Source organism: Arthrobacter sp. 135MFCol5.1 (genome assembly GCF_000374865.1).
GTDB lineage: Bacteria > Actinomycetota > Actinomycetes > Actinomycetales > Micrococcaceae > Arthrobacter.
Window position 1 is genome coordinate 1 of the sequence record NZ_KB895476.1, and the last position, 13,102, is coordinate 13,102.

Below are 13,102 nucleotides of genomic sequence, written 5' to 3' on the forward strand. Positions count from 1 at the left end.
CTGATGCCTCTCGATAAACAATCTCTTGTCGTGCACCGGTTGTTGCTGATCGTTCGATGGCATCGGTCACCTCGGCGCAGCGGTAACCGTCCTCGAGGGTCGCGCCATGGGGCCCGATCTCGCTGTCATCGGCAATGGCTTGCAGCAGGTGGCCGAGCTCGTGGACGAAGCTGTCCTCCCACCCGATCATGTGGCCGTGCGGCCACCAGTGTTCCCAGTACGGGTGGTAACTTTCGGAAACGAGAACTGTACGGAAGCCTTGTGCTTTCGGGCCTGGTGTCGAGTCGGCCAGGTGCAGTTCGATCTCGTTCATCCGTTCCTGGTCGAAGATCACCGTGCCTTTCGTTGTACTGATCTCGAAGCGCATGTGATTTTTACGGCCCGGGGCAACCCGGGTTGCCTCCAGGGTGCCGAGCGCGCCGGTGTCAAAGGTGATGATGGCGTCGAACGCGTCATCCACGTCCACGTGCCCGCCCGGACGGTCCTCTACAAACGTCTTCATGTTTGCTGACACGCTTACGGGCTCACCAACGAGATACCGGGAAAGGTCGATGATGTGGGCACCGAGGTCCCCGAGCGCTCCTGAACCTGCGATGCTCTTGTCCAGCCTCCATGAGGTAGGGCTCTTCGGGTCAACGAGCCACTCCTGGTGGTACCTGGCCCGGAAATGGCGGACTTCACCCAGTGTCCCGTCGTCAAGCATCTCCTTGATCAGGCGGATTGCTGGAAAGAATCTGTAGTTGAAGGCGGTCATCGCCTTAACGCCAGTCTTCGCGACTTCGGTCCAGATCTCGTATGCTTCATCGGCAGTTCGACCGAGGGGCTTCTCACATATAACGTGCTTGCCGGCCCTGGCCGCGGCGATGGTTGGTTCCTTGTGCTGGTCATTCGGCCCGGTGTTATCGAATAGCCCGATCGCTGGGTCTTCGACCAGCTCGCGCCAATCGGTCGTTGACTTGGCATAACCGTATCGACGGGCTGCCTCATCGACGGCGCTTTGGGTGCGGCCTGCGATTCCGACCAATTCCGGCTGCATCGGCGGCGGCCAGTAGGTATACGTGATCTTCTTCAAGGCATTCGTATGTGCCCTGCCCATGAACGAATAGCCGAGCATGCCGACGCCGATGGCCGGGACTTCCCGGTGATCATCTTTCATCAGCCCCTGGGTGAAGAAGGCTGGCAAATCCTGTGTCATCGTAATCTTCCCTTTTACTTGTCTTAGACGAGCCAGAAGTGGTGGGCTTCGGGATCCATCGGCTCTTTCACGATCAGGGGGCGCAGGTAGTCAATGGCCTTTTCGGCACCGTCGCGTTCGCTCATTACCGGGTCCTCGTGCTCATAGGACATGACATAGTCGTATCCCACCTCCAGCAACGCAGTGATGACCCTCTTCCACGGCACCTGGCCCCATCCGACCACGCGGTACCGTGCTGCCCGGTGCATGTTCCGCCATGATCCGGTGGAGAGCACCCCGTCGCGTCGGATTTCGTCTTCCTGCACTTCAAAGTCCTTGGCGTGGACGTGGAGGATCCGGTTGCCGAAGGTCTTAATGAAGACGACAGGGTCGATCTGCTGCCAGATGAAGTGGCTGGGATCAAAATTGAAACCCCAGTCGTCACGACCAAGCTTTTCCACAGCAGTCTGTGCTGTGGTGATGTTGTAAGCGATTTCGGTCGGGTGGACCTCGTGCGCGAACTTCACGCCGAGTTTGGCAAATTCATCCAGGATGGGATTCCAGCGCTCCACAAAGAGGTCCCAGCCTTCGTTGTAAAGCTCCAGGTGCTTCGGAGGCCAGGTGTACCAGGAGCCCCAGACGGTCGAGCCGAAGAAGCCGTTGACCACCGGGATTTCAAGGTCTGATGCTGCTCGTGCGGTGTTCAGCAGGTGCTGCTTCCCGTATTCGAACATCTCCTGCTTGTCGGTTGTCGGCGACCAGTCATCGAAACTGGCGTCCTTGGGCGGGAGCACCTGCTGTGCTGACAGGTGGTCCGAGAGAGCCGAGATGGAAAGCCCTCGCGAGTTCAACATCTTCTTCAAATTTCGGCTGTATTGCGGGTCTGAGATGGCCTGCTCGAGATCGAAATGGCCAGAGCCTGCCCAGGTGGTGAGTTCGACCGCTTCGTAGCCGAGATCAGCTACATAACTTGCCACTTCGTCCAGCGGCTTGGCGTCGAACAGTGCTGTCAGGATTCCTATTTTCATTGCTTTACCTCTTCTTCGAGATGGTGATTTACAGGGAACAGATTGCGGGCGTGGGTCTTTTCAGAGCGCCCAGGTGCGAGAAACACTGGCCAACGCCTCGACGCGGGCCCAGTCCAGGGGGAGGTACAGACCTTCGTGCCGGGGCGGTGACCATTTGCCATCAACAATGGGCAGATCCTCCAGGAGGAGGTCCACGATAGGGTCGGCTCCTACGTATCGGGGGATGGTTTCGATCATTGCGACACGACTTGAAGCATGTGAGAGCGGGTGGTGGATATGGGGCCAAACATGAGGAGCAACCCAGGCTGCCGCGTCTTCCGCGGCGGCGATACTTTTCATAGCGGCGGTGTATCCACCGGTGGCTGTCGCGTCCGCCCGAAGATAACTGACGCCGCCGTCCAACAGCGCGCGGTGTGCAGCCGGGGTCATGACATCTTCACCTGCAGCGGCAGGTGTGCCTGCCACTCTTGCGAAGGCCGACACGATATCGCTCTCGTAGCTTGGAAAGGCGTCCTCAATGAACCGGAGTCCGCAATCTGACAAGCCTTCGCTGTAGTGCACTGCCTCGTCGACGGAGTGAAAGGCTCCATGGAAATCAGCTGCGAGCGTGACCCCGGACGGAAGGATCTGGTTGATGTCGCCGATCAGGTCCAGATCGTGGTCCAGGTTATGGCCAGGGATGATGAGCTTGATGGTCGTGTAGCCCTCGGCGACAAAACGCTCGATCTCCTCCAGAACGGCCGATTTTCCTCTGGCTTCCAAGAAATAGCCGGCCACCGCCATCAACGGGACGGGCTCGTTTCGCATTCCCATGAAGTCTTCCAGCGATTGCTGTCTGGCCTTGGCACTTATGTCCCATAGAGCTATGTCGATCAGAGACGCTGCCCGGACGAGCGAGCCCCACCCCGGAGAGAAACGGCCTTTCAGGGTTCGCTGCACCTCGCCTGGCTCAAGTCCGAGGCCCTCTATCTGGGGGACCAGGATTTCGAGGGCTTCGATCAAGGGGGTGTGTCGTGTGTAGCCCACCGCCACACCCGTGAGCCCTGATGCGGTCGTCAAACGCAGGACGACGTAGTCGCGGGTTTTGTAGGTTATCGGCCCGAGCACCAGTTCGTAGGGCATGGGCAGGTGTACCAGCCATGCCTCGGCCGCGGTGATCCGGTCAGTCATAGCGCACCGTTCCGTCCTGATCCATGCCAATCACTGGCTTTTCTCCCCCAGGGAGCAGAGTCAGAGTGAACCAGGATGACTGCGCGCCCCCGGGCCCGAGGGTTAGGGCCTGGCCGCGGTCGATCGCTCCTTTCAGCCCGTCAAAGGGCCATGCGCGCTGGGGTTCAATCCCTATCATCCGGGCACGCCCGTACCAAGGGAACCCGTCAGCCCCGTCGAGAGTCCACAACCAAAGGTGTGGATACGCATTGACATCCCACGCCATCGCTATGCTTGGGGAGCCCGCGTCCGGATGACGAAGCGCCGCCCACCCTTCGGGGAGGTCCTGAAGGTACACCAACCGCTCGGTCTGCTCTCCAGGAGAACGACTCAGGTCTTCCCACGTTCCGTCTTGGCCACTGAGTCGCGGCCACTGCCCGGATTGGAGCAGATGGCCCCCCGCTTTGCTGGGTTCCACCAAAACCGTCGATGGTGGCGCGTCGATCACGCTTCCTTCCGTGAGAGGAAACACCGGGTGATGCCCCCAGATAAAAGAGGCAGGCCCGATTCCTATGTTGTGGACTGTATCTTCGACCTGCACGGTAGGGGAATCTTCCAGGATCCGTACGGTTCTGGTCAGCTCGAGAGGAAGCCGGGAGCCAATCGATATTGTGCACGAGGTGGCGGTTTGTTCGACCACCTGTGCCCGGGAGATTGAGCTCTCCCCATGGAAGGCAACCGGGAGGCCGTCAACGAGGCATTCCGCTCCAGCATTCGGGAACAGCACCTGCCATCCGCCACGGTACCCGGCCAACCAGTCGAGTTCGGTGGATCCGTAACGGATATTTTGATCGGGCGGATTCGGGGTCGTCCACGCATAGTGTGCCAGCCCGTTGTCTTCACCCGGACGGGCGAAGCGTACTATTTCTCCTCCCCTTTCGGGATCCATCACCAGTTCTACCTGCTCATTTTCCAGAACTACGGTCATTTCGCCGGCTCCGCCGCGGCAAGTCGTTTGTGGCCGACGGAACCGTTGAGCAGGAGGCCACCATCCACTGAAACCGTCTGACCGGTTACATATCGTGCCGCATCGGATGCGAAGAACAAGGCGACATCGGCAATCTCCTCCGGGGTGGCGATGCGGCCAAGGGGAATACGGTCGCGATAGGTCGCTCGCACATCCTCCGTCCAGCTATCGGTGTTCAGCGGTGTCTCGGTGGCACCGGGCGCGACAGAATTCACTGTCACGCCCAAGGGGCCAAGTTCGACAGCCAACGCGCGAGTCAGACCCGAGATGCCACCCTTGGCGACAACGTATCCGGTCATTTCAGTGGGTGGTTGATCAGCCACTACCGAGCTGATGTTTACGATGCTTCCGCGCCCCGCCGGAACCATGACGGCGGCAGCCGCACGTGCACCTCTGATATACCCCATCAAATTCGAATTGATGATGGCCATCCAGTCGTCATCTGTCATAGACAGAAATGGCTGGACCAGAAGGGCGGCCGCATTATTGATCCACACGTCGATGCCGCCGAAACGATCCGAGACAGCGTCAGCCAGGCGGTCGACATCCGATGTCGACCCGGTGTCGCCTGTCAAGATCAGCGGTGTGCCGCCGGCTGCCGAGATTTCCGCTGAGAGATGCTCGGTAGCTTCCGGGTCACTTCCACGGTGGATGCCTGCCACGCAAGCCCCTTGGGTTGCTGCGCGCAGTGCGATGGCCCTCCCGATCCCCTTGGAGATCCCCGTGACCACTACAATCTGTCCCTCTTGCATCTGCATCCTTCCTGCCGACAAATGCGTCGTATCGTTGCTGCTTCTGGTGCCCAAAATTTCGGAGCGTTCGCGGAGGTGTGCTGATCTCCGCGCTGCTTTCGAGAATCAGGCAGCGTGTTCCCAGGACCAGCCCGGGGGCGGCCCTGGCCAAGGAGTCCTCGCACAGAATCTTCTTGCCCAAGTCGAGGGTGTAGTTCCGACTGCAGGCCCCTGTTCGTAGCGCCCTTGCGCGGGCGGCCGTCCAAGTTACCTACGGCACGATATGTCGGAGGTCTAGTCATGGAGCATCATTGCTTTCTCAGTGACGGCAGCTGGCAAGATTGCGGGAGTAACCTTGTCTCTATCTTGAATCCGTTTCAAATAGTAGCGTCATATGCGCGACATGTGAACCGCAGCACAACGAAAGGGTGGAGCTGGGCGCGCATACCGGGGAGGCTTGCCCATGGGGCGGCTGGTTTGCACGCCCTTGTGAACCCTGTCGGCGACCCGCGCCCCGGCGGAGTGGCCGCGTTTCGGCCGCAGAACAAGGCTGAACGCGGCAAGGCAGGAACCCGAACGCGGGGCGCCCAGACGGCGCCGCGGAACGGGACATGAAGCAATTCAATATAGTGAAAGGTAGACTAAGGCTGTGGTTACAAATACGGGAGATCCCGACCTCAAGAGTCAGACCCGCATTCAGTCGGTTAGCCGTGCAGTGCAGATTCTGCTTGCTGTTGCTGAATCTGAGGGCCTTCAAGCCAAACAGGTGTCCGAGCGCTTCGGACTGTCCCTCCCCACTACTTACCACTTGCTAACCACGCTTGCGGCTGAGGGTATGGTGACAAAGGACGATCGCCGCTACTTCCGTCTTGGACCGAGGGCGGCGATCATCTCCGACGCATATGCGCGGGCGGACGTTGTACCGGCCAGCTATGCCCGGGCCATCAACTCCCTCGCGCAAAGCACTGGGGAAACCACCTATTTGAGCGTCTGGCGCGGTGGTGCTGTGAAGGTGCTGGCCACCGCAGAAGGTGCCCATGCAGTCCGCGTTGTCGGTTTAGATACCGGCTACTCCGACAATGTTCATGCTCGTGCCAGCGGCAAATTGCTGTTAGCATTCGCACCCGTGGATGTCCGGGAGGCAGCAATAGAGCGGATGCGCTTTACGCCTCTCACCCCGAACACCATCACAAAGAAGAAAGAATTCCGCCAGGAACTCGAAGCAATACGTGAGCGCGGTTATTCTTTCGATCGACAAGAGTTTCAACTCGGAGTGGACTGCGTTTGCTTTCCGATCTTCCAGGCCGAGCACGTAGTTGCCTGCATCACGATCTCATCGCCTTCCACGAGGTTTGTGGATACAAAGGAAGACCTTCTCGCCAAGCTCGCTGAAATTACCGCCACGCTCAGCGTCAACTGAGGCGCACGTGCCCTATCGTGCCAACAGCAGTGCTGGGGTCAGGGTTCTTGAAGCGTTTGTGCCCCTTTCGGCCACCGCCAAACTTCTAGGGGCCAGTAGAGGTTTCTGCACCATGGAACCGACTTTGAAGAGTTTGGCCCTGCATTTTCCTTGCTGAGTGGCAAATGCATGCGTTACGCTGTGGCGCGGACGCGGTTGCGTCTGAGTGAAGCATTTACCGGAAGCCTTCAGCTCCCTATCCGCAGCTTCAACGGTGGCTGTCCTCCCGGTTGTCATCGCCGGCTGGTTTGCGCAGAAGCAGCTAGTGCGGGGCCTCGCAATGGGAGCTATTAAGTAAGGAGGCAGGCTCCCTCTAAACGTCGTTGAGACACCCAAGAAGCTAATTTGTATGACTGGCACAGGCGGAGAACTGAGCTAAATCGGATCATCCTGTATTCGGATCGGGAAGTAAGGGTCACCAGCACCATGGCAATCAATGAAGAGGCTGTCCAAGGACTCGTAAAGGCACTCGGCCAAGGGGTGGACCAAGTGGCCCTATTGGTTGAAGACCTGGAGAGCTCTGTTGAGCTGTGGACCGGGTTGGGCATTTCTGAGTGGCGCATCTACACCTACAGCCAGAACAACATTGCCACTCCGACGTACCGAGGCAAGCCAGGAGAGTTCGAGTTCCGCTTGGCACTCGGTGGAAGCTCTCCCCAAGTAGAACTTATTCAACCGTTGCGAGGGCCGAGTATCTACCACGACTGGATCGCCGAACATGGATACGGGCTTCACCACCTTGGCTTCTTCGTCCCGTCGATTGAAAAGTCCATCGAAGAATTCGAAAACGCTGGTCTTGACGTCATCCAGTCAGGCCGGGGATACGGGATGGATCTCGACGGAGGCTTTGCGTACGTAGAACTTCCAGGCTCACCGCTGGTCTTGGAAGCAATCGAAGTACCAAAACGACGCCGCCCGTCAGAAAGTCTCTAGCCAGGCAGTCAATCCGCCCCCGGTTCCGAGGCTTGTAACAAGACGACGAGGACTACGGCACCGACACTGGCCAATGGTCCCGGCCAACGGAACGGTTCTTTGCGTCCAAAAAGTCGGCGAGCAGGATCTGCCAGCCCTCCTGTGCCTTCGCTCAATCTTCCCAGGTGGATCGTCTTCCGATGAACGGGTCACCCACTCAGGGTTTCGGTGGGGTTGACCATCCTGGGTTTGTTCGTTCGGGTAGCTGACTCCTTTCACGGCCAGCGTTAGTTATTGGGAGAGCGGGATCAAGTCGCCGCGGGTATCGCATGCGTGGCGCAGGGGCCGGTCCACGGATTCTGTTCCTCGACAGCGTCGACGCCAGGCTGGGGAAGTTCCGGCACCCGCGCAACCCTTTGCCGTTTCTGCTAGCGCCTAAAGGACCGACCCGCCCTTCGTCCAAGAGGCATGACCTCTTAAATCTAAACTTTCACAGTATGAATTCAGTTCCATATCTTGACTAAAATGCTTCGGCCGTGTGAGTATTGATTACAGTCCAATGTGGCTGTTCGGCCCCTCAAGGATGAGGAACACAGTGTCGCACGCCGTCGGACCCATTCGGCACTCTGCTTCTAGGCCTCGCTTTTAGCTGGTGTATGCAAGCGGGCCAACGGAGGTCATGGGCGCTAAATCCTCACCCCGTGCACTGAATCATGCCGTCCGAGGACTTTCATACTCGTGGAGAAATCAATGTCACGCAGCAAACCCCTGACCCCTGATGTCGAATGGGTTGAGTTGGCCACCACGGCCCAGGACTGGAAAAAAGCTGATCCGTCCTTGCTGAAAACGATGCTCGTACAAATGCAGATCATCCGATCCTTTGAAGAATCTGTGCTCGAGCTGGCTGCCGAAGGTCTTGTCCACGGTCCCGCACACTCAAGCATTGGGCAGGAAGGTGGCGCTGTAGGCTCTGCAGTGATGCTGCGCCCCGGCGATGGCGTCAACGGTTCTCACCGCGGCCACCACCAGTTCCTCGCCAAAGGGCTTGCTTATCTGGCGCGCACCACCGGTGGCACCATGGATCCGGTGGACCCGGTAAGCGCAGAGGTCCAAGCATATCTTCAGCGGACCTTGGCAGAAATTCTCGGCCTGGACCAGGGTTTCAGCCATGGACGAGGCGGATCCATGCACCTGCAGTGGATGGAAGCGGGGGCGCTTGGCACGAACGCCATTGTCGGCGGAGGTGTCCCACTCGCGGCCGGCAACGCCTGGGCGCAAAAGCATGCCCCTACATCCGACGCAGGGACCGACATTACCGTTTCCTACTTCGGTGACGGGGCAACGAATATAGGTTCCGTCCTGGAAACCATGAACCTTGCAGCGGCTTGGAAGTTGCCCCTTTGCTTCTTTATCGAAAACAATCTCTATGCCGTGTCCACGCATGTTTCGGAGGTCACGGCTGAATCACGTCTCTCCGGACGAGGCCCAGGATTCGGAATCCGTTCCTGGCGTGTAGACGGTATGGATCCCTTGGCTGTGCACCTTGCGATGTTACAGGCCACTGCGCACATGCGCTCAGGTGGAGGTCCTACGATCATTGAGGCCGAGGTATACCGCTACTTCCACCAGAACGGCCCTTTCCCTGGCAGTGCCTTCGGATACCGCACCAAGGACGAGGAGAACGCATGGCGTAAACGCGATCCCATCGTGCGCGTGACGAGGGAATTGAAAAAGCTCGGGTATCTCGATGATGCAGTCATCACCCAAATGACAGACAAGATCAAACAAGCCTGCACCTTGGCCGTAACGGAACTGACCGAACAGGACCCGGACGGCAAGATCGGAAAGCGACGCATCCGGCCAGCTCTATGGCCTGACGCATCCTTCGTCGATATCGGGATCCGCAGCGATCTTTCAGAACTGGAATCTGCCAGGACGGAGGAAGAGTCCTCCTTCACCGGTGAGCTCGCGAAGGGCAAGTTCATTGATGCGGTAGCCGATGTCATGCGGGCGCGCATGGACGCCGACAAGTCGATCGTGGTCATGGGCGAAGACGTCCACCGCCTCCAGGGTGGAACCAATGGCGCAACCCGCGGGCTCAAAGAAGCCCACTCCGAACGGGTTTTGGGGACACCTATCAGCGAAAACGCGTTTGCCGGCCTGGCAGGTGGCATTGCTATGGACGGCCGATTCAAGCCAGTCATTGAATTCATGTACGCCGACTTCATGTGGGTCGCCGGCGACCAACTCTTCAATCAAATCGCCAAGGCAAGGCACATGTTCGGCGGCAGAGGTGAAATGCCCCTCGTCCTTCGCTCTAAAGTGGCCATGGGAACCGGCTACGGTTCACAACACTCCATGGACCCGGCCGGCATCTTCGCTACATCTGCCGGATGGCGAATAGTAGCGCCCTCCACGCCCTTCGACTACGTCGGGCTAATGAACGCCGCTTTGGCAATCAACGATCCAGTGGTGATCATCGAACACGTTGACCTCTACACCAGCATGGGGACAGTACCGGTCCAAGACTTCGACTTCCAAATCCCCTTCGGCAAGGCCGCCATCCGTCGGACCGGTAAAGCCTTGACGATCCTGACCTACGGTGCGATGGTCCAACCCACCCTTGATGCCGTCGGTGACACCGGAACGGACGCGGAGGTCGTCGATCTCCGCTGGCTCGACAAGGCAAGCATCGACTGGGACACCATTGACGCCAGTATTAAAAAGACGAACAACATCCTTATTGTCGAGCAGGGCACCCGGGGAACGGCGTATGGCGGCTGGCTCAGCGACGAAATCCAACGACGGTACTTTGACTACCTGGACTACCCGATCCAGCGGGTCTCAGGCGGAGAAGCCTCCCCCAGCATCTCAAAAGTTCTGGAACGGGCGGCCTTCGCCGGACGACCCGAAATAGCTGCAGCCCTGAAGACCATCAAAAAAGACCAGAGCCTCTAAGCAGAGCCCCAAGAAATCACTGGAGAAAATAATGCCCGCATTGATGAATATGCCGGAAGTCATGGCGAACGCCACGGAGGCGGCGCTGTCCACCTGGCTGAAACGCGAAGGCGATGAGGTTACCGTCGGCGAATCGATAGCAGAAGTGGAAACAGATAAAGCCACCGTCGAAATCGAAGCCGAATCCGAAGGAATTATCGCCCGGCTGCTCGTGGAAGAAGGAACCAACGTCGACGTTGGTGCACCAATCCTCATTATTAGGGCTAGCGGTGACACCGACGCAGAAGTTGCTGCGCTCCTGGACAGCGTCCAGAACCCGGCCGACAGCACCGATAGCCCCTCCGGACCTGCCCCACAAGTTCCGACCGAAACGACCCCCGCTCAAGCGACAGAAACCAACACAGCCATTGTGGAAAGCCCCTTAACTCAAGAGCGAGATGTCACTCCTCCGCCTGTCAACGCCGGCAACCGCCAGGACCACGGGCGCATCTTTGCTTCGCCTCTTGCCCGACGCGTTGCAAAGGATAACGACCTAGATGTAGCCTCCATCGCCGGAACAGGTCCGAATGGTCGAATCATACGGCGCGACGTCGAAAAGGCGGTTGAATCCAAGGCATCCGCAACTGTTGATGTTCCCGCTGGAACCGCAGCTTCACCCGGGAGCACTGTGACCCCCGACACCGCACCGCAGAATGCTGCAGCAGATCAACTGCGCACAGGAGCAGGACCCGTAACTGTCCCTCACACCAGGATGCGTCGAGCCATAGCCCGGCGTCTCACTGAGTCGAAGAGTACCGTCCCCCACTTCTATCTGACTGCTGACGTCAAGATGGATGCTCTCCTGGCGCTGCGGCAGCAGATCAACACCGCCGCCACGCGCCGCATCACCGTCAATGACCTCGTTGTCAAGGCGGCCGGCCTTGCCCTACGCGATGTCCCCGAGGCCAATGTCAGTTGGACGGAGGACGCCCAACTGCAATACGCGACCGCAGATATTTCCGTTGCCATCGCAGTGGACGGCGGCCTGCTGACGCCGGTCGTCAGGGCTGTGGAATCGCAGCCCCTCATCAGCATCAGCACCACCATTGGTGATTTCGTCGAACGGGCCAAAGCCGGCAAGATCCGCCAAGATGAACTGGCGGGCGGGAGCTTTTCGATCACCAACCTTGGCATGTTTGGTACTAAGCAGTTCTCGGCGATCCTCAACCCGCCGCAGTCAGCAATCCTCGCCGTGGGGGCGGCGGAACCCCGAGCCATAGTCAATGATGGGGAACTGGTCATCGCCAACATTATGACTTGCACCCTTTCAGCAGATCACAGAGTCATCGACGGGGCCATAGCGGCGCAATGGATGAACGCCTTCAAGTCGCTCGTGGAAAACCCCTTGACGATGCTCCTATAAATCCGCCGTTGGACGGACGAAGAGGGTCAGTTCCTCTAAATACGACACTTACTGCTCCCCGATTGGCCCCTGCCCAGGAGAATGAGATGAACAGCTTTACTGACAGCCTCACGATGAGTGGCATCGTCTGCACCGGTCAACCCGTGTGCCGGCAGGACGAGGTGCTGACGCCGGAGGCCCTGAGGTTTCTGGCCGAGCTGCACTGGGCTACTGCTCAGCGTAGGCAGGAGTTGCTTGCGGCCCGTCCCGCACGCCGGGCCGCGATAGCGGCGTGGCAGGATCCGCAGTTCCTGCGGGAGACCGAGCACATCCGTAATGATCCGTCCTGGCGGGTGGCTCCCCCGGCACCCGGCCTGGAGGACCGCCGCGTCGAGATCACGGGCCCGGTGGACAAGAAGATGACCATCAACGCCCTGAACTCGGGAGCGAAGGTGTGGCTCGCCGACATGGAGGACTCTTCGACCCCCACCTGGCGGAACGTCATCAAGGGCCAGCTGAACCTGACCGATGCGCTGGAGCGCCGGATCGACTTCACCACCGAAGAAGGCAAGGACTACAAGCTGAAGGCGGACGGCGACCTGCCCACCATCGTGGTCCGCCCCCGCGGCTGGCACCTGCCGGAAAAGCACATGCTGATCGACGGCCAGCCCATCGCCGGCGGCATCGTGGACTTTGGCCTGTTCTTCTTCCACAACGCCCGCCGCCTGCTCGCCCAGGGCAAGGGCCCCTACTTCTACCTGCCCAAGATCGAGAACCACCTGGAAGCCCGGCTGTGGAACGACATCTTCATCCTGGCCCAGGACCTGCTCGGCATCCCGCAGGGCACCATCCGAGCCACCGTGCTGATCGAAACCATCACGGCAGCGTTCGAGATGGAGGAGATCCTCTACGAACTCCGCGACCACGCCTCGGGCCTGAACGCCGGCCGCTGGGACTACATCTTCTCCCTGATCAAGAACTTCCGTACCCGCGGCCCGCGCTTCGTCCTCCCGGACCGCGGCCAGGTGACCATGACCCAGCCGTTCATGCGTGCCTACACCGAACAGCTGGTCCGGGCCTGCCACAAGCGCGGCGCCATGGCCATCGGCGGCATGGCCGCAGCCGTTCCCAACCGCAAGGACCCGGAAGCCAACGCCAACGCCCTCGAGAAGGTACGTGCGGACAAGACCCGCGAGGCCAACGACGGGTTCGACGGTTCCTGGGTGGCCCACCCCGACCTGGTGCCCGTCTGCCGCGAAGTGTTCGACGGCGTCCTCGGCAGC

The 13,102-nt window shown here is 59.4% G+C and carries 10 protein-coding genes and 1 pseudogene; 6 read left to right on the top strand and 5 right to left on the bottom strand.

The features are described from left to right. The 5 genes from C563_RS0120465 to C563_RS0120485 form a co-directional block, all read right to left on the bottom strand. Nucleotides 1-1,195, bottom strand: a 1,195-nt coding sequence (locus tag C563_RS0120465; RefSeq protein WP_018763876.1) for a Gfo/Idh/MocA family protein, incomplete at its 3' end; no start/stop codon positions are given. Nucleotides 1,196-1,218: 23 nt separating this feature from the next. After that, complete coding sequence (locus C563_RS0120470) at nt 1,219-2,202, bottom strand: sugar phosphate isomerase/epimerase family protein (protein WP_018760674.1); 984 nt, start codon at nt 2,200-2,202, stop codon at nt 1,219-1,221. Nucleotides 2,203-2,262: 60 nt separating this feature from the next. Then, a complete protein-coding gene (locus tag C563_RS0120475; protein ID WP_018763945.1) occupies nt 2,263-3,372 on the bottom strand; it encodes a mandelate racemase/muconate lactonizing enzyme family protein in 1,110 nt (369 codons plus the stop codon). After that, nucleotides 3,365-4,339 carry a hypothetical protein gene (locus C563_RS22520; RefSeq protein ID WP_155845232.1) on the bottom strand — a complete coding sequence of 325 codons (975 nt, stop codon included), beginning with the start codon at nt 4,337-4,339 and terminating at the stop codon, nt 3,365-3,367. The genes C563_RS0120475 and C563_RS22520 overlap by 8 nt, the downstream gene beginning before the upstream one ends. Further along, complete coding sequence (locus tag C563_RS0120485) at nt 4,336-5,136, bottom strand: SDR family NAD(P)-dependent oxidoreductase (protein ID WP_018763947.1); 801 nt, start codon at nt 5,134-5,136, stop codon at nt 4,336-4,338. The genes C563_RS22520 and C563_RS0120485 overlap by 4 nt, the downstream gene beginning before the upstream one ends. 622 nt (nt 5,137-5,758) lie before the next feature. Here C563_RS0120485 and C563_RS0120490 point away from each other — a divergent pair. From C563_RS0120490 to aceB, 6 genes and pseudogenes are all read left to right on the top strand, one after another. Then, nucleotides 5,759-6,529 (top strand): IclR family transcriptional regulator, encoded by a 771-nt coding sequence (locus tag C563_RS0120490; protein ID WP_018763948.1) that lies wholly within the window; start codon nt 5,759-5,761, stop codon nt 6,527-6,529. A 235-nt stretch (nt 6,530-6,764) separates the two neighbouring features. After that, a pseudogene (locus tag C563_RS22885) lies at nt 6,765-6,866 on the top strand (carbohydrate ABC transporter permease); the annotation flags it as partial. Nucleotides 6,867-6,994: 128 nt separating this feature from the next. Beyond that, entirely contained in the window at nt 6,995-7,501 is a 507-nt protein-coding gene (locus tag C563_RS0120495) for a VOC family protein (RefSeq protein WP_043424538.1), read from the top strand. A gap of 729 nt (nt 7,502-8,230) precedes the next feature. Next, nucleotides 8,231-10,438, top strand: a complete 2,208-nt coding sequence (locus C563_RS0120500) for an alpha-ketoacid dehydrogenase subunit alpha/beta (protein ID WP_018763950.1) — start codon at nt 8,231-8,233, stop codon at nt 10,436-10,438. A 31-nt stretch (nt 10,439-10,469) separates the two neighbouring features. Next, a complete protein-coding gene (locus tag C563_RS22325) occupies nt 10,470-11,840 on the top strand; it encodes a pyruvate dehydrogenase complex dihydrolipoamide acetyltransferase (protein ID WP_043424537.1) in 1,371 nt (456 codons plus the stop codon). Nucleotides 11,841-11,926: 86 nt separating this feature from the next. After that, nucleotides 11,927-13,102: malate synthase A (aceB, locus tag C563_RS0120510; protein WP_018763953.1), on the top strand; the 1,176-nt coding region annotated here is incomplete at its 3' end.

What these genes read in the sequence shown, in the direction of transcription:
- C563_RS0120470 (WP_018760674.1), bottom strand. Translation starts at nt 2,202, where the DNA reads ATGAAAATAGGAATCCTGACAGCACTGTTCGACGCCAAGCCGCTGGAC.
- C563_RS0120475 (WP_018763945.1), bottom strand. Translation starts at nt 3,372, where the DNA reads ATGACTGACCGGATCACCGCGGCCGAGGCATGGCTGGTACACCTGCCC.
- C563_RS22520 (WP_155845232.1), bottom strand. Translation starts at nt 4,339, where the DNA reads ATGACCGTAGTTCTGGAAAATGAGCAGGTAGAACTGGTGATGGATCCC.
- C563_RS0120485 (WP_018763947.1), bottom strand. Translation starts at nt 5,136, where the DNA reads ATGCAGATGCAAGAGGGACAGATTGTAGTGGTCACGGGGATCTCCAAG.
- C563_RS0120495 (WP_043424538.1), top strand. Translation starts at nt 6,995, where the DNA reads ATGGCAATCAATGAAGAGGCTGTCCAAGGACTCGTAAAGGCACTCGGC.
- C563_RS0120500 (WP_018763950.1), top strand. Translation starts at nt 8,231, where the DNA reads ATGTCACGCAGCAAACCCCTGACCCCTGATGTCGAATGGGTTGAGTTG.
- C563_RS22325 (WP_043424537.1), top strand. Translation starts at nt 10,470, where the DNA reads ATGCCCGCATTGATGAATATGCCGGAAGTCATGGCGAACGCCACGGAG.